The organism is Stenotrophomonas maltophilia, assembly GCF_002799155.1.
Taxonomy (GTDB): Bacteria; Pseudomonadota; Gammaproteobacteria; order Xanthomonadales; family Xanthomonadaceae; genus Stenotrophomonas; species Stenotrophomonas maltophilia_R.
Genome location: NZ_NERD01000002.1, coordinates 4,157,889 through 4,178,332 on the forward strand (window position 1 = coordinate 4,157,889; position 20,444 = coordinate 4,178,332).

At 68.9% G+C, this 20,444-nt stretch carries 15 protein-coding genes; 12 read left to right on the forward strand and 3 right to left on the reverse strand.

Going from position 1 to position 20,444, the window contains the following annotated elements; translation table 11 throughout:
• Window positions 1-583: 583 nt before the first annotated feature.
• From B9Y82_RS19890 to B9Y82_RS19930, 9 genes are read left to right on the forward strand one after another with little or no spacing between them, the layout of a single operon-like run.
• Window positions 584-2,215 carry a TldD/PmbA family protein gene (locus B9Y82_RS19890; RefSeq protein WP_162292091.1) on the forward strand — a complete coding sequence of 544 codons (1,632 nt, stop codon included), beginning with the start codon at window positions 584-586 and terminating at the stop codon, window positions 2,213-2,215.
• A gap of 30 nt (window positions 2,216-2,245) precedes the next feature.
• Window positions 2,246-3,880 carry a TldD/PmbA family protein gene (locus tag B9Y82_RS19895; RefSeq protein WP_100475040.1) on the forward strand — a complete coding sequence of 545 codons (1,635 nt, stop codon included), beginning with the start codon at window positions 2,246-2,248 and terminating at the stop codon, window positions 3,878-3,880.
• 21 nt (window positions 3,881-3,901) lie between these two features.
• Window positions 3,902-5,236, forward strand: coding sequence for a TldD/PmbA family protein (locus B9Y82_RS19900; protein WP_100475041.1), 1,335 nt, complete (start codon window positions 3,902-3,904; stop codon window positions 5,234-5,236).
• On the forward strand, window positions 5,236-5,943 hold the full coding sequence (locus B9Y82_RS19905) for a DUF4159 domain-containing protein (RefSeq protein WP_043400817.1): 708 nt from the start codon (window positions 5,236-5,238) through the stop codon (window positions 5,941-5,943). The genes B9Y82_RS19900 and B9Y82_RS19905 overlap by 1 nt, the downstream gene beginning before the upstream one ends.
• Before the next feature lie 16 nt (window positions 5,944-5,959).
• A complete protein-coding gene (locus tag B9Y82_RS19910; RefSeq protein ID WP_100475042.1) occupies window positions 5,960-6,943 on the forward strand; it encodes an AAA family ATPase in 984 nt (327 codons plus the stop codon).
• A gap of 7 nt (window positions 6,944-6,950) precedes the next feature.
• Window positions 6,951-7,847, forward strand: coding sequence for a DUF58 domain-containing protein (locus tag B9Y82_RS19915; protein WP_100475043.1), 897 nt, complete (start codon window positions 6,951-6,953; stop codon window positions 7,845-7,847).
• Complete coding sequence (locus B9Y82_RS19920) at window positions 7,844-8,965, forward strand: BatA domain-containing protein (protein WP_100475044.1); 1,122 nt, start codon at window positions 7,844-7,846, stop codon at window positions 8,963-8,965. The genes B9Y82_RS19915 and B9Y82_RS19920 overlap by 4 nt, the downstream gene beginning before the upstream one ends.
• A complete protein-coding gene (locus B9Y82_RS19925) occupies window positions 8,962-11,130 on the forward strand; it encodes a hypothetical protein (protein ID WP_100475045.1) in 2,169 nt (722 codons plus the stop codon). Before B9Y82_RS19920 ends, B9Y82_RS19925 begins: the two co-directional genes overlap by 4 nt.
• Window positions 11,127-12,935 (forward strand): hypothetical protein, encoded by a 1,809-nt coding sequence (locus B9Y82_RS19930; RefSeq protein ID WP_100475046.1) that lies wholly within the window; start codon window positions 11,127-11,129, stop codon window positions 12,933-12,935. Before B9Y82_RS19925 ends, B9Y82_RS19930 begins: the two co-directional genes overlap by 4 nt.
• A gap of 113 nt (window positions 12,936-13,048) precedes the next feature.
• Here the strand turns inward: B9Y82_RS19930 and B9Y82_RS19935 are convergent, their stop codons facing one another.
• The gene (locus tag B9Y82_RS19935) at window positions 13,049-13,723 is read right to left on the reverse strand and encodes a hypothetical protein (RefSeq protein WP_100475047.1); all 675 of its coding nucleotides are present in this window, start codon (window positions 13,721-13,723) and stop codon (window positions 13,049-13,051) included.
• 40 nt (window positions 13,724-13,763) lie between these two features.
• Window positions 13,764-14,282: a hypothetical protein gene (locus B9Y82_RS19940; RefSeq protein ID WP_100475048.1), complete on the reverse strand. Its 519-nt coding sequence runs from the start codon at window positions 14,280-14,282 to the stop codon at window positions 13,764-13,766.
• Window positions 14,283-14,492: 210 nt separating this feature from the next.
• Between B9Y82_RS19940 and B9Y82_RS19945 the strand changes: the two genes are divergently transcribed.
• The 3 genes from B9Y82_RS19945 (at window position 14,493) to B9Y82_RS19955 (ending at window position 18,382) form a co-directional block, all read left to right on the forward strand.
• Window positions 14,493-16,982 (forward strand): DEAD/DEAH box helicase, encoded by a 2,490-nt coding sequence (locus B9Y82_RS19945; RefSeq protein WP_100475049.1) that lies wholly within the window; start codon window positions 14,493-14,495, stop codon window positions 16,980-16,982.
• On the forward strand, window positions 16,979-18,001 hold the full coding sequence (locus B9Y82_RS19950; RefSeq protein ID WP_100475050.1) for a ribonuclease H-like domain-containing protein: 1,023 nt from the start codon (window positions 16,979-16,981) through the stop codon (window positions 17,999-18,001). The genes B9Y82_RS19945 and B9Y82_RS19950 overlap by 4 nt, the downstream gene beginning before the upstream one ends.
• Window positions 18,002-18,067: 66 nt before the next feature.
• Complete coding sequence (locus B9Y82_RS19955) at window positions 18,068-18,382, forward strand: I78 family peptidase inhibitor (protein ID WP_100475051.1); 315 nt, start codon at window positions 18,068-18,070, stop codon at window positions 18,380-18,382.
• 67 nt (window positions 18,383-18,449) lie between these two features.
• On the opposite strand, the gene B9Y82_RS19960 is transcribed toward B9Y82_RS19955, so the two are convergent.
• Window positions 18,450-20,441, reverse strand: coding sequence for a M56 family metallopeptidase (locus B9Y82_RS19960; protein ID WP_100475052.1), 1,992 nt, complete (start codon window positions 20,439-20,441; stop codon window positions 18,450-18,452).
• Between the last annotated feature and the right edge of the window lie 3 nt (window positions 20,442-20,444).

A 20,444-nucleotide genomic window follows, 5' to 3' on the forward strand; every position in this document is an offset into this window, starting at 1 on the left:
AAAGCTGACTTCCTGTGGGATGGCGAGGTGGGTCCGGTGGCAGGGGACGCCGTAAACCCATCCATGGGGGCTTGGTCGCGGCATCCATGCCGCTCACACCCCTGCCACCGGACCCACCCCGCCTTTGACAGTTCTCCGCGGTCTGTTGGAACGGCTCTTGGGGTCAGATCCGTTTTCCGCAGGAAAACGGATCTGACCCCGGATTCATTTCGATATCTGACAGATGTGTCGACCAAGGTCGACACCCACCAACAGCCGCAGCGATCTGTCAGAGGTGGGGCGGTGTGGGTGGGCAGGACCGTTGGCGCCATGGATGGCGCCATCGAGCCCCCAAGGATGGGTTTACGGCGTGTCCTGCCCACCCACACCGCCCCGCCACCCCTCAGCAAGCCCGCTGTTGCTGTTGCTGTTGCTGTTGCTGTTGCTCCGGCTCTGAGCAGGTGCAGGGCGCAGCCCTGCCGAAACCCTCCCCAACCATGACTGCAGTCACTTGCCCGGACGCGCTGCGCTGGCGAAAGTCGAGTGGTTGACGTGATCGGCTCGGCCTGTTGCCGGCTGCACGCAAGCGAGAGAGAGAAACGCTGTGCAACGACGTGAGTTCCTGGCTTTTTCCGGTCTGGGCCTGGCGGGCCTGCTGCTGCCGCATTCCCGTGCCATCGCCGCCGAGCAGCTGCTGGCCCCGGTCGACACCCTCCAGCGCAGGCGCCTGGCGGACGTGGCGCTGGCCACCGCACGCACGGCCAAGGCCAGCTACTGCGATGTGCGCATCGGCCGCTACCTCAACCAGTCGGTCATCACCCGCGAGCACCAGGTCGGCAATGTGACCAACCGCGAATCGTCCGGTGTGGGCGTGCGGGTGATCGTCAACGGTGCCTGGGGCTTCGCCGCGACCCATCAGCAGACCGAGGCCGCCGTGCGCGCGGCGGTCGAGCAGGCTGCGGCAATCGCCCGCGCCAACGCCAGCATCCAGACCCGGCCGGTGCAGCTGGCGCCGACGCCATCGGTCGGTGAAGTGCGCTGGCAGACCCCGGTCCGCAGGAACGCGATGGCGGTGCCGATCCAGGACAAGGTCGAGCTGTTGCTGGCACTCAACGCCGCCGCACTGAATGCGGGTGCCGACTACATCAATTCGACCCTGTTCCTGGTCAACGAACAGAAGTACTTCGCCTCCAGCGACGGCTCGTTCATCGACCAGGACATCCATCGCATCTGGCTGCCGTTCACCGCCACCGCCATCGACAAGGCCAGCGGCAAGTTCCGCACCCGTGCCGGCCTGTCTTCGCCGATGGGCATGGGCTACGAGTTCCTTGATGGCGATGCGCGCGGCAAGGTGCACCTGCCCGGTGGCATCACTGCCTACCGCGATTCCTACGACCCGGTCGAGGACGCCATTGCGGCCGCCCGCCACGCGCGCGAGAAACTGAAGGCGCCGTCGGTGAAGCCCGGCAAGTACGACCTGGTGCTGGACCCGTCCAACCTGTTCCTGACCATCCACGAGAACGTCGGCCACCCGCTGGAGCTGGACCGCGTGCTCGGCTACGAAGCCAACTACGCCGGCACCAGCTTCGCCACGCTGGACAAGCGCGATGCGGGTTTCCGCTGGGGCAGCGACATCGTTACCTTCTTCGCCGACAAGACCCAGCCCGGCAGCCTCGGTGCGGTCGGCTACGACGACGAAGGCGTGAAGACCCAACGCTGGGATCTGGTGCGCGACGGCATCCTGGTCGACTACCAGGCCACCCGCGATGAGGCCCACATCCTCGGCCGCGATGCCTCGCACGGCTGCAGCTATGCCGATTCCTGGTCCAGCGTGCAGTTCCAGCGCATGGCCAATGTCTCGCTGGCACCGGGCAAGACGCCGCTCAGCGTCGAGGACATGATCAAGGACGTGGAGAACGGCATCTACATCCACGGCCGCGGTTCGTATTCGATCGACCAGCAGCGCTACAACGCGCAGTTCGGCGGCCAGCTGTACTACCAGATCAAGGACGGAAAGATCGCCGGCATGGTCGAGGATGCGGCGTACCAGATCCGCACGCCGGAATTCTGGAATGCCTGCACCGCCATCTGCGATGAACGCGACTTCCGCCTGGGCGGTTCGTTCTTCGACGGCAAGGGCCAGCCCGGCCAGGTCTCGGCGGTCTCGCACGGATCGTCCACCACCCGCTTCAACGGCATCAACATCATCAACACCGCGCGCAGTCTCGGCGCTTGAGCCACCCATCCTTCGACATGGAGAGCAGCCTTGCAAAGACGTGACTTCCTGGCCCTGACCGGGCTTACCGCGGGCGGGCTGATCGTGCCCTCCTTCTTCGGCAAGGTGATCGCCGCCGAGCAGCTGCAGTCCAGCCTCGACCCGGCGCTGAAGAAGCGCCTGGCCGACGCCGCCCTGCAGGCCGCACGCAGCGCCGGTGCCACCTACTGCGACGTGCGCATCGGCCGCTACCTGCGGCAGTTCGTGATCACCCGCGAAGACAAGGTGCAGAACGTGGTGAACACCGAGTCCACCGGTGTTGGCATCCGCGTGATCGTCAACGGTGCCTGGGGCTTTGCCGCCACCAATGCGCTGGGCACGGCCGATGTGGCCCGCGCCGCGCAGCAGGCCGCTGCCATCGCCAAGGCCAACGCCGGCGTGCAGACCGCCCCCGTACAGCTCGCCAAGGCACCCGGCGTGGGCGAGGTGAGCTGGAAGACGCCAATCCGCAAGAACGCGATGGAGGTACCGATCAAGGAGAAGGTCGACCTGCTGCTGGACGTCAACGCCGCAGCGCTGGGCGCCGGTGCCAGCTTCGTCAACTCGATGCTGTTCCTGGTGAACGAGCAGAAGTACTTCGCCTCCACCGATGGCTCCTACATCGACCAGGACGTGCACCGCATCTGGGCCCCGATGACGATCACCGCCATCGACAAGGCCAGTGGCAAGTTCCGTACCCGCGAAGGCCTGTCCTCGCCGATGGGCCTGGGCTACGAGTACCTGGACGGTGCGGCTGCCGGCAAGGTGGTCAGCCCGAATGGCGTGGTCAACTACAGCTCTTCCTACAACATGAAGGAAGACGCGATCGCCGCCGCCAAGCAGGCGCAGGAGAAGCTGAAGGCCCCGTCGGTGAAGCCAGGCAAGTACGACCTGGTGCTCGATCCGTCGCACACCTGGCTGACCATCCACGAGTCGATCGGCCACCCGCTGGAGCTGGACCGCGTGCTCGGCTACGAAGCCAACTACGCCGGCACCAGCTTCGCCACCCTGGACAAGCGCGAACAGCATTTCCAGTACGGCAGCGAGCTGGTCAACATCTTCGCCGACAAGACCCAGCCGGGCAGCCTCGGGGCGGTGGCGTACGACGATGAAGGCGTGAAGTGCAAGCGCTGGGACCTGATCAGCAACGGCAAGCTGGTGGACTACCAGACCATCCGCGACCAGGCCCACATCCTCGGCAAGACCGAGTCCGACGGCTGCTGCTACGCCGATTCGTGGTCCAGCGTGCAGTTCCAGCGCATGGCCAACGTATCGATGGCACCGGGCAAGAAGCCGCTGAGCGTGCCGGACCTGATCAAGGACGTGGAGAACGGCATCTACATCATCGGTGACGGTTCGTTCTCGATCGACCAGCAGCGCTACAACGCACAGTTCGGCGGCCAGCTGTTCTACGAGATCAAGAACGGCCAGATCACCCGCATGCTGGAAGACGTGGCCTACCAGATCCGCACGCCGGAGTTCTGGAATGCCTGTACCGCCGTGGCCGACGAGCGCGACTACCGCCTGGGCGGTTCGTTCTTCGACGGCAAGGGCCAGCCGGGCCAGGTCTCGGCGGTCTCGCACGGTTCGTCCACCGCGCGCTTCAACGGCATCAACGTCATCAACACCGCACGCAGCCTCGGCTGATCGGTCAGGAGCCCTTACACCATGAGTATCTTCACCGAAGCCCAGGCCAAGGCCATCCTCGACAAGGTCATTGCCCTGTCCAAGGCCGACGAGTGCACCGCCGTGCTGGCCGGCGCGATCAGCGGCAACATCCGTTTCGCGCTGAACAACGTCTCCACCAGCGGCATCGTCGACAATACCGAGCTGGCGGTCACCGTCGCCTTCGGCAAGCGCGTCGGCACGGCCTCGATCAACGAGTTCGACGACGCCGCGCTGGAACGCGTGGTGCGTCGTGCCGAAGACCTGGCCCGCCTGGCCCCGGAAAACCCGGAGTTCATGCCGGCCATCGGCAAGCAGAGCTACCGTGCCAGCCCGACCTTCAGCGAATCCACCGCTGCGATCGACCCGGCGTTCCGTGCCAAGGTCGCCGCCGATTCGATCGCCCCGTGCCGTGGCCACGGCCTGATCGCCGCCGGCTTCCTCGAGGACGGCCAGGGCTTCCAGGCCACCGCCAACAGCAACGGCAACTTCGCCTACCAGCGCACCACCAACTTCGACTACACCTGCACCGTGCGCACTGAGGACGGCCGCGGTTCGGGCTGGGTTGGCCGCAACCTGAAGGATGCCGCCGACTTCAAGGCCGACCAGGACATCCGCATCGCCATGCGCAAGGCCACCGAATCGGCCGAAGCCAAGGCGCTGGAGCCGGGCAAGTACACGGTGATCCTGGAACCGGCTGCGGCCGCAGGCCTGATCAGCTTCATGATGAACTTCTTCAGTGCACGCTCGGCCGATGAAGGCCGCAGCTTCCTGTCAAAGAAGGGTGGCGGCAACAAGCTGGGCGAGCAGGTCTACGACCCGCGCGTGACCATGATCGCCGACCCGTGGCATCCGGACGCACCGGTGCTGCCGTGGGACAACGAAGGCATGCCGCGCGAGCGCATGGCGATCATCGAGAACGGCAGGATCGCCAACCTGGACTACTCGCGCTTCTGGGCCCAGAAGCAGGGCAAGACCGCCAAGGCTACGCCGGGCAACCTGCTGATGAGCGGTGGCGACAAGAGCACCGCCGAGCTGGTGCGCGGCACCCAGAAGGGCATCCTGGTCACCCGCACCTGGTACATCCGCATGGTCGATCCGCAGACCGTGCTGCTGACCGGCCTGACCCGCGACGGCACCTTCTACATCGAGAACGGCCAGATCAAGCACCCGGTGAAGAACTTCCGCTTCAACGAATCGCCGGTGATCATGCTCAACAACATCGAAGAGCTCGGCAAGCCGGTGCGCGTGGCCGGTGATGAATCCAGCTACGTGATGATGATCCCGCCGATGAAGCTGCGCGACTTCACCTTCACCTCGCTGTCCGACGCCGTCTGATGGATCGCCGGGCCTGCCTGCGCTGGTTGGCCGCTGCCGCTTCGGCGGCGGCGCTGCCGGCCTTCGCGCAGGCAGGCCCGCGCAGTTCGCGCTACGACTTCTGGTTCACCCGCCTGCAGTACGACTCCGGTGACTGGGACGTGGACGCGCGCATGCCGTCCAACCTGATCACCTCGCTGATCGACTACACCTCGCTGCGCGTGGACCCGCAGGAACACGTGGTCGCGCTGGCCGACCCACGCATGCTGGAAGCGCCGTTCTGCTACCTGGCCGGGCACACGCTGGTGGAGTTCAACGCCGCCGAACGGCAGAACTTCGTGCGCTACGTGCGCAATGGCGGCTTCGTCTTCGTCGACGACTGCAACCATGACATCGACGGCCTGTTCGCCACCTCGTTCGAAGCGCAGATGGGCCGCCTGTTCGGCCCGAAGGCACTGCAGAAGCTGCCCAACAGCCATCCGCTCTACCGCAGCTTCTTCCGCTTCCCCGATGGCCCCCCCGCCACCAGCTTCGAACTCAACGGCTGGGGCGACGACCTGGTGCACGACTACCTGAAGGGCATCGAGGTCGATGGCCGCCTGGGCCTGCTCTACAGCAACAAGGACTACGGCTGCGAGTGGGATTACGACTGGCGCAACAAGCGCTTCCTGGCCGAAGACAACACCCGCTTCGGCGTCAACATCGTGATGTACGCGTTGAACAATTGATAGGACCCGCACGCCCATGACCACCCCCGACCTCGATTCCCTGCTGCCGCGCCTGGATGAGCTGCGCGCCGCGCTCGCACGCGCGGTGGTGGGCCAGCATACGGTGGTCGAGCAGCTGCTGATCGGCCTGCTGGCCGGCGGCCACTGCCTGCTGGAGGGTGCGCCCGGGCTCGGCAAGACCCTGCTGGTGCGCTCGCTCGGGCAGGCGCTGGAACTGCAGTTCCGGCGCGTGCAGTTCACTCCGGACCTGATGCCCAGCGATATCCTCGGCACCGAGCTGCTGGAGGAAGACCACGGCACCGGCCACCGCCATTTCCGCTTCCAGCAGGGCCCGATCTTCACCCACCTGCTGCTGGCCGACGAACTCAATCGCACTCCGCCCAAGACCCAGGCCGCACTGCTGGAAGCGATGCAGGAACACACGGTCAGCTACGCCGGCACCACCTACGCACTGCCCGCGCCGTTCTTCGTGCTGGCCACGCAGAACCCGATCGAGCAGGCCGGCACCTACCCGCTGCCGGAAGCACAGCTGGACCGCTTCCTGCTGCACGTGCTGGTCGATTACCCCAGCGAAGACGAGGAGCGGCAGATCCTGGAACAGACCACCGGTAACGCCACCGACGCGGTGCCGAAGGTGATGGATGCCGAAGCGGTCATCGCACTGCAGGCTGCGGTGCGCCAGGTGCACGTCAGCCCCGATGTGCTGGCCTGGATCACCCGGCTGGTGCGCGCCAGCCGGCCCGGCGAAGGCGCGCCGGCAGCAATCAACCAGTGGGTGAAATGGGGCGCCGGCCCGCGCGCCGGGCAGTCGCTGGTGCTCGCTTCGAAGGCGCGCGCACTGCTGCAGGGCCGCTTCGCCGCCACCCGCGAGGATGTGCAGGCACTTGCCGCGCCGGTGATGCGCCATCGCCTGCTGCTGTCGTTTGCCGCCGAGGCCGAGCAGAAGCGTGCCGACGACGTGGTCGCCGCCCTGCTGCAGGCCGTGCCGTTCCCGGGTTGATCCACGCGTGAACGCTGGTACGCCGTTGACCCTGCCACCCGAACTGCGCGCGCGCCTGCGCCTGCTGCGGTTGCGGCCGCGCCTGGCCAGCGGCGCCAGTGGCATCGGCCAGCACGCCAGCCGCAGCCGCGGTGCCGGCCTGGAATTCGCCCAGTACCGGGCCTACGAGCCGGGCGACGAACTGCGACAGATCGACTGGAAGCTGTACGCACGCTCGGACCGCTTCTTCGTGCGTGAATCCGAACGCGAGAGCCCGATCACGGTCTGGCTCCTGCTCGATGCCACCGCTTCGGCCGGCCAGGCCGATCGCGCGGCACCGCAGCACACGCGCCTGGACCACATGCGCGGCGTTGCCGCCTGCCTGGTCGAACTGGCCCTGCAGCAGGGCGACCGTTTCGGCTTGCTGGCGATCAATGGCGATGGACTGCAGCTGGTGCCCGCAGCGAACGGCGCACGCCAGCGTGACCGCGTGCATCTTCAACTGCATGCGCTGCAGGCGCGCGGCGGCTGGCCTGCGGCGGATCGACTGCGTCCCCTGTGGGAGCGCGTGCGCCCGGGCGACCTGCTGCTGGCGGTCGGTGATGGCTTCGACGAGGCCGGCATCGTGCTGCTGGAGCAACTGGCCAGCGCGCGCCGCGAAGTGGCCCTGCTGCAGATCCTGACCGCCGACGAGCGCGACTTCCCGTTCGACGCCGGCCATCGCTTCCGCGACCCGGAGACCGGCGAGGAACTGCTGGGCGATGGCGCGGCGATCCGCGCCGACTATCTGCGCCGCTTCGCCGATGCACGCGGCGCATTGCAATCGCGCCTGCAGGCCAGCGGCATCGCCAGTGCCACCGGCTGGCTCGACCAACCGTTGGACCAGCCGCTGCAGGCACTGCTTGCCCGTGGGGGCGGCGGATGAACCTGCTGTTCCCGCTCGGCCTGGCTGCGCTCACCGCATGGCTGCTGCCGCTGCTGATCCACCTCGCCCGCCGCCATCCGTACACACCGCTGGATTTCGCCGCGCTGCGCTGGCTGCGTGCACAGATCCGGCCGCGCCAGCGCATCCGCTTCGATGACTGGCCGTTGCTGCTGGTGCGCCTGCTGTTGCTGGCCGCGCTGGCCTTGCTGCTGGCACGACCTGCATTGACCGGACCTGCGCCAGCCCCCACCGCGTGGACGGTTGTTGCTCCAGGGCTGGACGCGACCGCACTACGCGGCACCGCCGAAGCGGGCAACTGGCATTGGCTGGCGCCCGGCTTCCCGGCCATTGATCAAGTGCCACCTGCACCCACTGCATCCCTGCCCAGCCTGCTGCGCGAACTGGACGCACAGCTGCCCGCCGGCACCGCATTGACCGTGCACGTTCCCGATCCCCTGCCCGGCCTGGATGGCGCCCGCCTGCAGCTGTCGCGTGAGGTGCAGTGGCGCCCGCAGCCGATGCCGGTCACTGCGCAACCGAGTGCTGCGCCGTCGCCGCGCCTGCGCGTGCACAGCGATGCTTCGGCCGCCGCCCGGCACTGGGTGAATGCACTGCAGCGCGCGTGGGGCATGCAGGCGCCGCTCGCTCCTCTGTTGGCGGATGCCCTGCCCGAACGCGGCGAGATCGGCGTATGGAGCCGCAACGGCGCACTGCCGGCGAACTGGCAGGCGTGGCTGCAAGACGGTGGACGTGTAGTGACTGCCGGCAAGCCTGCCGCCGAGGCCAACGTCCTGCTGCGCAACGCCGAGGGCACCCCGCTGCTGTGGCAACAGCGCATCGGCCACGGGGTCCTGCTGTCACTGCCCGGCGACTGGGATGCCACCGGCAACGCTGCGCTGCGCGATCCGCGCCTGCCGCGTGCCCTGCTGCTGGCCCTGCAGCCGCCTCAACTGCCGCGCATCGGCGATGCACGGGATCACGCCCCCCGCCGGGCGGCACTGCCTGCAGCAACGCCGCCGCTGCGCGAGCCCACCCCGTGGCTGCTGCTGGCCATCGTGCTGCTGTTCGCGCTGGAACGCTGGATGGCCAGCAGTGCCCGTCGCAGGGGGCGCGCATGAGTACGCTGCAACATGGCTGGCAGCGCGCGCGTCGTCGAAGCGCCCTCATCATCCTGCTGCTGGGCCTGCCATGGGCGTTGGCCGCAACGGTGCTGGCCCTGCGCCTGGCAGGCTTCGACATCGCCTGCGTGGTCGGCACGATCAGCCTGCTCGCCTGCGCAGCCCTCGCCACCGCGCGTGCCCGCCAGTTGGACCGGCAGTGGTTGCAGCGCCGGCTCGATGGCAGCGGCGCCAGCGAGGACAGCGCCGACCTGTTGTTCGCCGATGCCACCAGGCTCAATCCGCTGCAGCAGCGCCAGCGTGCGCATGTGCTGGCCACGCTGGAACGCGCGATGCCGGAGCTGCGTCCGCGCTGGCCGCGCAGGGCATTGGCCCTGAACTGGATCGCAGGCCTGGCCATCGTTGCGCTGGCATTCGGCTGGCCGCGTTCGAATCCCAGCTCCGCGCCTGCCCGCACGTCGGCGCCTGGCAGCACGGCCGCCTCAGGTCCGCTTCACCTGCAGTCCGCCCGCCTGCGTATCGACGCGCCGGCCTATACCGGGCAGGCCACGCTCACCCAGAACGCACTGGATGCCAAGGTCGCCGCCGACAGCCGGCTGTCGTGGTCATTGCGTTTCGACCGCGCGCCGGACAAGGCATGGCTGCAGTTCCATGATGGCCGCCGGCTGCCGCTGAGCGAACATGATGGCCAATGGCAGGCACAGGACGTGGCGCGCACGCCGGTGCTGTACCGCGTGGTGAGCGAACCGGCCCTGGCCGAAACCCGCCTGCATCGCCTGGACGTGGTCGCCGACCGCGCACCCAGCGTACGCGTGCTGGAGCCGGCCGCCAGCCTGGTGCTGGGCACGCCCGGGCAACGCCAGTGGACGCTGCGCTTCGAGGCCAGCGATGACTACGGCGTAGCCACGCAGGCAACGCTGTCGATCACCGCCACACAGGGCAGCGGCGAGAACATCACCTTCGTTCGCCGCAGCGTCGGCCTCACCGGCAGTGGCGAGGCGACTGCCCGGCGATTCGCGCACACCCTCGACCTGGCCGCGCTGGGCGCACAGCCGGGCAACGATGTGATCGCCCAGCTGGAAGTACGCGACAACCACACGCCCGCGCCGCAGACCGGGCGCAGCAGCAGCGTGATCCTGCGACTGCCCAGCGCCGAGGTTGCACTCAGCGCCGAACTGGAAGGCCGCATCAAGAAGGCCCTGCCCGCCTACTTCCGCAGCCAACGGCAGATCATCATCGATGCCGAAGCGCTGATCCGGCAGCGACGCAGCCTTGCCGCCGAGGACGTCGTGAAGCGCAGCGATGCGATCGGTGTCGACCAGCGCATCCTGCGCCTGCGCTATGGCCAGTTCCTGGGCGAGGAGAGCGAGGGCGCACCCAAGCCACCGCCGACCAGCGACCTTCCCACCAGCGATGCACCGGCTGCAGACAGCCACGACGACGATCATGATCACGACCATGGCGCGGAAGCGCACGCGCACGACGAGCATGGCCACGATCACGGCGGCAAGGCGGCCAATGCCGATGCGCCACCGGTGTTCGGCAGCGCCACCGATGTGCTCTCCGAATACGGCCACACCCATGACCATGCCGAGGCCGCGACTCTGCTCGACCCGCAGACCCGCGCCACGCTGAAGGCCGCGCTGGACCAGATGTGGTCGGCCGAAGGCGAGCTGCGCCAGGGCCGGCCGGAGCAGGCGTTGCCGTTTGCCTACAAGGCGCTGGCTTTCATCAAGCAGGTGCAGCAGGCCGAACGCATCTACCTGGCCCGGGTCGGGCCGGAGCTGCCACCGATCGATGAAGGCCGCCGGCTGGGCGGCGACCGCGCCGGACTGGCCAGTCGTGAACTGCCGCTGGCCGCACGCACGCCGCCCGATCCAGCCATCGTCGAAGCCTGGCAGCGCCTCGGCGATGACACGGCAACGCCCGATCTCGATGCACTCGCCACCTGGCAGCAGCGCAATGCCGCCTACCTGCCCGATGCACTGGACCTGGCCGCCGCCATCGAGCAGCTGCGCATCGAACCCCACTGCCGCGACTGCCGCCAGCGCCTGCGCGCACAAGTGTGGCGGGCGCTGCAGCGACCACTGCCGCAGGCAATGCGGCGCAACGGCGCCGATGCGATGGGGCAGCGGTACCTTGACGCGCTGGAGGCGCAGCCATGAACGCCTCCGCTGTGAACCTGTGGATTGCGCTGGCACTCGCCCTGATCGTGGTCATCGCCAGCGTGCGCCAGCTGCGTGGCAATGCCACGCGCCGTGGCCACCAGTGGATCGTGATCGGACTGCAGCTGATCGCTGCCGCGCTGCTGTACTTCTGCCTGGCCCCCCCCACCCGCCAGCAGCCCGCAGTCGGCCTGGTCGTGCTGGGAATCGATGCCGGCAAAGCCGGCGCGCTGCCGGCCAGCGCAGGCCCGCTGCTGCTGTTGCCGGAAGCTACCGATGTGCCCGGCGGCCTGCGCGTGCCGGACCTGGCCACAGCGCTGCGCCAGCACCCCGCCTCCACGCTGACGCTGGTGGGTGCCGGCCTGGTCGCGCGTGACCGCGACGCGGTACTGCCACGCGACGTGCGTTGGCAGCCGGCAGTACCGCGGCGCGGTTGGGTCGCCATGCAGCCTCCCGCCGACGCTGCGCCCGGCGCGCGCTTCGACGTCCATGCACAGGCGCGCGGTGTCGCCAGGGCCAGGGCGGAACTGCTCGATCCCGCCGGCAGCGTGGTGGATCGCGTGGACGTTGCCGAGGACGGCCACGTGCAGCTCAGTGGCATCACGCGTGCCGAAGGCCGCAGCGTGTTCCAGCTGCGCCTGCTCGATGCCGAGGGTCACGTGGTGGACAGCGCGCCGGTACCGCAGCAGACCCTGCCGGCGGCACCACTGCGCCTGCTGGTGCGTGCCAGTGCGCCGGGCCCGGAGCTGAAGTACCTGCGCCGCTGGGCCACCGATACCGGCATCCGCGTGCAGGTGCAGGCCGATACCGGGGCGGGCGTCAGCCTTGGAGATGGCGTGGTCGCCCTGGATGCAGCATCACTCGCGCGCAGCGACCTGCTGCTGCTGGACGAGCGCAGCCTGGCCGCATTGAGTGCTGGCCAGCTCACCGCCGTGCGACAGGCGATGCGCGACGGGCTCGGCGTTCTGGTGCGTAGTGCAGGCGCACCTGCAGCCAGCGCTCGCCAGCGCCTGCGCGACCTGGGTCTGCCGGTGCAAGGCGATGGCAGCAGCCACGCCCTCGAACTTCCCGGCGACGGCGACAGCGCGGTCCTCGCCGCACGACGTGGCCCGCTCGCTGCGGGTACGCTGCCGACCGGCTACGGCGAAGAGGCCGACCGCAGCTCGCACAATGCTCCCCTGCCTGCGCTGGAAGCACTCGCGCTGCAGGCACCGGGCAGCAACGCCCTGCTGCAGGATGCCACGGGCAAGGCTGTCGGTGGCTGGCGCGCTGCCGGCAAGGGCCGCATCGGCCTGCTGCCAATCACCGACAGCTGGCGCTGGGTGCTGGCCGGGCGCGATGACCGCCACGGTGAACTCTGGAGCAGCGTGGTCGCCACGCTGGCGCGAGCACAGGGCAGCGGCGATGCGCTGTGGTCGCCGCAGCCGATCACCTGGGCGGGCGAACGGCAGGCGCTGTGCGGCGTGCAGGCGCCACTGCAGGTCTTCAACGCACGCGGCGACAGTGTGCCCCTGATCGTCGACGGCGCGACATCGCCCCTGCGCTGCGCCGGCTGGTGGCCGCGCGAGGCGGGCTGGCAGCACCTGCAACACGGCGACATCACGATCTGGCGCTATGTGTTCGACCCGAAGGACGCACCTGCACTGCATCGGCAGGCGATGATCGATGCGACCACGCATGCACTGGCATCCAGCACGCCGGCAAACACGTCGGTGATGAAGCCCGTGCCGGGCTCGCGCTGGCCATGGTGGCTGGCGTTCGTGCTCTGTGCATCGCTGCTGTGGTGGCTGGAGCGGCGGCGCTGAGCCCACCGATCGGATCGCAAACAGCATCCACGCATGGCGTGGATCTACTGACTGCACCGGGTCGGATCCCTTTCGTCCACGAAAGGGCTCTGACCCCATCCGTCATGCGCCCTTCAACGCTTGCCAGCGCGCCGGTACACGCCATTGAAGCGCACGTTCATGCCGCCGCACTCGCTGTTGTCAGCCACGACCAGTACCTCACCCAGCGAGTGCACCCGCACCTTGCAGGTGTCTTCAACGAATTCCACATCGGCGCCGCGCGGCGTCGCGCGCGCTTCCACCTGGCCCAGGTTCGGCCCATACGGGCGCTGTTCCGGCGTCGGGTTGGCCGACGGCCAATAGGCATCGCCTTCCACGTGCAGCTGCCCCCCCTGCACCGAAATCTGCAGACCGTTATCGCCATCCTTCCAGTGGCCCGCCCAGTCCTGCAGCGTTGGCGCGGCCGCCGGCAACGGCTGCAGCTTGCTGCGGTCGACCCAGCCGGCGCTGCCGCCCACCTTGTTCGGGAAAAACGCGCAGCGGTAGCGGCCCAGGTCGCGACCGGTCACCACCGTATCGCCGTTGACCACGTAGCTGCGCTGGCGGCAGGCTGGCTCGCCTTTTTCCGGGCAGCCGTCCATGTCGCCGAGCAGGTACAGGCGCGGCGCATCGACCACGCGTGCCAGCGCGAACCGGCTCTGTTCAGAGGGGAACGCGCCGTTGCGGCAGGCGCCATCACCAGCAATGCCGGCAGCGAAGGCAGACGCCGGCAGCAATGCAGCCAGCAGGCAGAACGAACGCAGAGACATGGCGGCGCTACCGATGGAGGGACCGGCAGGATATACCGGCCTACTTCACCGGCGGTGCGGCGCAGCCTTGCTGCTCCTGGCAGAACTGCAACGCGCGCCGCTGCTGCTCAGCGCTCAGCTCCGGCGGTGGCCGGGCAATGGCGGACTGGATCTGGTCGGGGCCGCCGGTGAGCTTGTTCAGGCCCCGGCCCGCCGCCAGCACGCCCTTGACCACGCCCATCATGATGTAGCCGCCGCCCATGCTGACCTGCTCTGGCGACGGTGGCTCGCTCCAGTCGCGGCTGAAGCGGTTGTCGCCGTACTTCACCGGGTTCTTGAAGCGGTACAGGTCCAGCGGCTCGTCATCGGGCTTGAGCGCACGCACTTCGCCGAGGGTGGTGACGTTGTCCTGCGGCAAGGTGGTGGCGATCGGTGCGGTGGTTGCAGCCGGCGCATCTGCGGGGGGAACGGGCGCAGGATCAGGCGCCGCTGTCGGCGTGGCCTGCTGCGCCTGCGCGATGCCCGCCAGCAGCATGCTGGCCAGGAGTGCTCCCTGCGTTCCACGTCGTGCCACAGCCATCCACCCTGTTGGTTGCGTCCAGCGATCAAGGATACGGATGCCGGCTTCAGATTTCGTTGCTGCACCGGTGGCTGTTCAGCCAGGGGAGATCCGGCACTGCCGCCGCCACCGCAATGAACAGTTCACTCCGTCCGATGCCGAAGTCTCACATCCTGAGACGTGGATGTGGTGCCATGTGACCCCTCGCAATCCGTCCCGGCTCCACTTTCCATGGCTTACGAACTCGCCAAGCGCACCGCCGATGCCGAGCAGAAGCTCGCCACCCGCGATGGCCTGCCCGCCCGCGACGGCGCCCTGCTCAGCGCGCGCCTGCAGCGCCGCTACCAGGACCGCATCACCGGCAGCTTCGCCATTCCCGGTCGCGAGGGCCGCTACGCACCCATTCCCGATGCGGTACCGCCTGCCCTGGCCGCGGCCCTGAAGGCACGTGGCATCGAGCAGCTCTACAGCCACCAGGCCGAGGCCTGGGAGGCCAGCCAGCGTGGCGAGCACGTGGCCATCGTCACCCCCACCGCCAGCGGCAAGTCGCTGTGCTACACCCTGCCGGTGGTCAGCGCGGCGATGCAGGACAACGCCAAGGCGCTGTACCTGTTCCCGACCAAGGCGCTGGCCCAGGACCAGGTGGCCGAACTGCTGGAACTCAACCGTGCCGGCGACCTGGGCGTAAAGGCCTTCACCTTCGACGGCGACACCCCCGGCGATGCGCGGCAGGCGATCCGCCTGCATGGCGACATCGTGGTGTCCAACCCGGACATGCTGCACCAGGCGATCCTGCCGCATCACACCAAGTGGGCGCAGTTCTTCGAGAACCTGCGCTACATCGTCATCGACGAAGTGCATACCTACCGCGGCGTGTTCGGCAGCCACGTCACCAACGTGCTGCGCCGGCTCAAGCGCATCTGCGCGTTCTACGGCGTGCAACCGCAGTTCATCCTGTGCTCGGCCACCATCGGCAACCCGCAGGCGCATGCCGAGGCGTTGATCGAGGCGCCGGTGACTGCCATCACCGAATCCGGCGCGCCCAGCGGACCGAAACAGGTGCTGCTGTGGAACCCACCGGTGATCAATCCAGACCTGGGCCTGCGCGCGTCGGCGCGCTCGCAGAGCAACCGCATCGCGCGCATCGCGATCAAGTCCGGGCTGAAGACCCTGGTGTTCGCGCAGACCCGCTTGATGGTCGAGGTGCTGACCAAGTACCTGAAGGACATCTTCGACCACGACCCGCGCAAGCCGCCCCGCATCCGCGCCTACCGTGGTGGTTACCTGCCCACCGAGCGCCGCGAGACCGAGCGTGCGATGCGTGCCGGCACCATCGACGGCATCGTCAGCACCTCGGCGCTGGAACTGGGCGTGGATATCGGCAGCCTGGACGTGGTCATCCTCAACGGCTACCCCGGCAGCGTGGCCGCCACCTGGCAGCGCTTCGGCCGTGCCGGCCGCCGCCAGCAGCCGGCCCTGGGGGTGATGGTGGCCAGTTCGCAGCCGCTGGACCAGTACGTGGTGCGGCACCCGGATTTCTTTGCCGAGGCCTCGCCCGAACACGCGCGCATTGCGCCGGACCAGCCGCTGATCCTGTTCGACCACATCCGCTGCGCGGCCTTCGAGCTGCCGTTCCGGGTCGGCGATGGCTTCGGCCCGATCGACCCGGAAGTGTTCCTGGAAGCGCTGGCCGAAACCGAAGTGATCCACCGCGAAGGCGAGCGCTGGGAATGGATCGCCGACAGCTATCCGGCCAACGCGGTCAGCCTGCGTGCCGTGGCCGATGGCAACTTTGTGGTGGTTGACCGCAGCGATGGCCGCCAGCAGATCATCGCCGAGGTCGACTATTCCGCCGCCGCGCTGACCCTGTACGAGGGTGCGATCCACATGGTGCAGTCCACCCCGTACCAGGTGGAAACGCTCGATTGGGACGGCCGCAAGGCCTACGTCACCCGCACCCACGTGGACTACTACACCGACAGCATCGACTTCACCAAGCTCAAGGTACTGGACCGTTTCGATGGTGGCGTGGCCGGCCGGGGCGATTCGCACCATGGCGAAGTGCACGTGGTGCGGCGCGTGGCCGGCTACAAGAAGATCCGCTACTACACCCACGAGAACATCGGCTACGGGCCGGTGAACCTGCCCGACCAGGAACTGCACACCACGGCGGTGTGGTGGCAGCTGCCGCAGGCGCTGCTGCTGCGCGCCTTCGCCAGCAAGCAGGATGCGCTGGATGGTTTCCTCGGCGCGGCCTACGCGCTGCACATCGTCGCCACCGTGGCGGTGATGGCCGATGCGCGCGACCTGCAGAAGTCAGTCGGCAACGGCGATGGTTCCTGGTTCGCGATTGCCGACCAGAGCGGCCGTGGCCAGCTGCGCGGCAGCGAGGGTGACCCCGGCGTGGTGGAGCTGCTGCAGGAGTTCGTGCCGACCGTCTATCTGTACGACAACTTCCCCGGCGGCGTCGGCCTCAGCGAGCCGTTGTGGCAGCGCCAGGCCGAGCTTGTGCAGCGCGCGCGCGAACTGGTGCAGCGCTGCGACTGCAAGGCCGGTTGCCCGGCCTGTGTCGGCCCGGTGCTGGCCGCACAGGAAGAGGATGAGACCTCGCCGCGCGCGCTGGCGCTGCGCGTGCTCGACCTGTTCGATGCCGAGGCCTGCCAGCACGTACCCGACGTGGTGGTGGCCGCGCGCGACCCGATGGAGCTGCTGGCCCCGTGAGCCTGAGCCTGGACAAGCTGCGCCTGCTGCGGAAGCAGGCCGGCGACCCGAAAGCAGTTGCGCCGGCGGCGCCCGAGCCGCCGCCCGCAGCGCCTGCCCCGGTAGCCGCCAACGATGCACAGCAGCCACCAGCGGAGCGATCGGTGTTCGCCTGGGTCGAACAGGAAATCCGCCACAAGCCGACCGGCGCTGCCGCGCCTGGTGCGCCACCAGCGCCGCTGCGGCGGCCGGAAGTGGGCAGCCTGCACCGCCTGCTCGGCCTGCGCTCGCGGGGTGGAGCCGCACCGGCACGCGCCAGTGCGCAGGATCGCCAGCTTCCCGGTGAGGAAATCGCACCGGGCCTGTTCCTGATCGAATCGCTGCTGCCGCAGCCGATTCCCGCAGAACCGCTTTCCCTGGCTTTCGCCAAGCGCGAGCACGAGCACGTCGCCGCGCGCGACCTGCTGTTCTTCGATACCGAGACCACCGGCCTGGCCGGCGGCACCGGCACCCGTGCCTTCATGATCGGTGCCGCCGACTGGCATGTGTGCCCGCAACGCGGCGAGGGCCTGCGCATCCGCCAGTTGCTGATGTCGACGATGGCCGCCGAGGACGCGATGCTCGCCACCTTCGCCCGCTGGCTGCAGCCATCCACCGTGTTCTGCAGCTACAACGGCCGCAGCTACGATGCGCCACTACTGAAGGCACGCTACCGGCTGGCCCGCCAGCGTTGCCCGATCAGCGCGCTGGATCACGTCGACCTGCTCTATCCGACCCGCCGTCGCTATCGCGGCACGTGGGAGAACTGCAAGCTGTCCACCATCGAACGCCAGCTGCTGCGCGTGGTGCGCGAGGACGACCTGCCTGGCTCCGAAGCCCCGGGCGCCTGGCTGCGCTTCCTGCGCGGAGGCGACGCGGTGAACCTGCGCCGGGTGGCCGACCACAACCACCAGGACGTGGTGACCCTGGCCCTGCTGCTGCAGCGGCTGGTACGGGAAGAACAACGCGAACGCGAAACCCTGGCGCTGGTCGGGCAGTAGGCGTTGACGCGGCCTGACGGTGGCAGCGGTGACACTGCCGCCACCATCCATGCCTGGAGCCCGACGATGCGCCTCAATCCCCTTGCCCTGCTCGCCATCCTGCCGCTGGCCGCCTGCAGCCACGCCGGCAGCAGCACCACCCACGATGCCGCGCCAGCACCCGTGGCCGACGCCACGCACGAATGCAGGCCGGAGGCGCTGGAAGCCTTCACCGGCAAGACCGCCGACGAGGCCACGATCAAGAAGCTGGTGGCCGACAGCGGCGCCCGCAACGCGCGCGTGGTCAAGCCGGGCATGGCGGTAACCATGGACTTCCGCCAGGACCGCGTGACCGTGCAGGTGGATGCACAGAACCGGATCGAGCGCGCCAGCTGCGGCTGATGTTCCCAGGGTAGTGCCGGCCACTGGTCGGCACCCCACATTGCCGGCCCGCGGCCGGCACTACCGATCAGAGTCGCTCGGCCTTGCCGCTGGCCAGTGCGCGCGCGATCACCTGCTGTGCCTGCTGCGATGCCTGCGCATGCACGCGTGCCTGGCGCTCGCCCAGCGCGGCCTGCTGGCTGCCCAGCGCCGCCTGGCGGCTGGCCAGTTCCGACTGCTGGCTTGCCAGGCGCTGCATGTCACGGCTGCGGCCGGACTGCGCGGCCTCGCTGCGGGCTTCCTGCATCGCACGACGCGCCTCGGCGGCGGCCTCGCGTGCAGCCTCGCGTGCAGCGGCCACATCGCTGGTCGCAGCGTGCGCCGCCTTCGCCGCTTCCGCGGCCGCCTCACGGTTGATGTCGTGGGCGGCCATCGCGCTGCGCGCGGCCTCGGCGGCAGCCAGTGCCATGCGGCGCGCCTCCTCGCCTTGCAGGCGGCCCATCTCGCCCATCTGCTTGCCGAGTTCGCCCTGCTGGCGACCCAGCGCACTCTGCTGCCGGCCCAGTTCGCTCTGCTGGCGGCCCAGATCCGCCGCGCCGCTGTAGGCACGCTGCAGGGACTGGATCAGCATCGGGTCGCGCACTACATAGCGCTTGTCGCCCTGGCGGAACCACAGCGCCGGGCCCTTGCCGAGCTGCCTGCGGGCGACCGTCACGTCGTCCATGCCGCCATTGGCGAAGGTCGAATCGCCATCGACCAGCACGAAGGCCTCCGGCGGCGATTTGCCCAGGTCCAGGCGGCCGTAGGTGGTGATGGAGGTAGTGCGGGAGGTCGAATGTTGACTGTGCATGCCGGTATCGACGTCGACATCCGCATCCACGTCGACCGCCACATCCGCATCGTCCGGACTTGACAACGCCTCGACGTCAGCCGGCTCGGCGGGCGGCGCGGGCGCCACCGGCACGGCCGGAACGCGCGCGGGCGAAGGCGGTGCGGGCGGCGCCTTCGGCGGCGGCGGCACCACGGCCTTCGGCGCCGCAGGAGGCGCGGACGGAGCCGGCGGCACCGGCGCTGCGACCAGCCGCATCGGCGCCACGCCCACCAGCACCACGGCGGCGGTCAGCGCCATCGCCAGGATGCGCGGGCAGGCCCGGCGCGGCTGCAGCGAAAGCAGGCGACGCTTGAGACTGGTGGTGCTCGGTGCGGCGCTGGCCACGCCCAGGTGCGGCTGCGGTGCCACGCCCAGCTGCAGCAGCAGGCGGCCATAGGCCTGGCGGCTCGCACCATGCTGGCCGACCACCGCTGCGTCCACCGCTTCTTCGCGGGCCTGTGCGTATTCGCGCACCGACAGGCGCAGCAGTGGGTGGAAGAAGAACAGGTGCTGGGCCAGTGCGGGCAGCAGGCCCCACTGCAGGTCACGCCGCTGCAGGTGCTGCAGTTCATGGGTCAGTGCCAGGTCCAGCGCATCACCCTGCAGGGCGTTATCGCCAGCCGGCAGCAGCAGCACCGGGCGGAACGGACCGACCAGCTGCGGTGCGTCCACCTGCGCGCTCATCCACAGCCGCGGTGCCGGGCGCACGCCGTGCGCATCCGAAGCCAGCTGCAGGGCCTGCACCAGCGCCTGGTCCTCGCAGGGATAGGCCGCTGCCAGCAGCGCACGGCAGCGGCGCCACTCACCGAAGGTACGCAGCACCATCAACACCACGCCGGACATCCACAGCGCGGCCAGCACGACAGCCCACCACGCCACCGCCGGTACGTCTGCGGCCGGCATCGGCATTGCAGCCAACAGCTGTGCCGAAGCTTCCGGGGCCAGCGGGTAGACCATCTCGGCGGCCACATCGGTCGCGCTCATCGCCGCCGCCTGCGGGGCCGGCAGCCAGGCCAGCTGCAGCGGCTGGCTCCAGAACAGGCCGAGCACGGCCTGCAGCGACACCAGCCACCACAGGCGGCAGCGGGTGGCCGCCGACAGCGACGGCAGCGCGCGGCATACGCCGTACACCAGGGCCACCAGCAGCACGGTCTGCAGGCTGGTCCAGCCCAGCCGTTCCAACATCGGGATCAGCATCGTGGTGTCCATGGC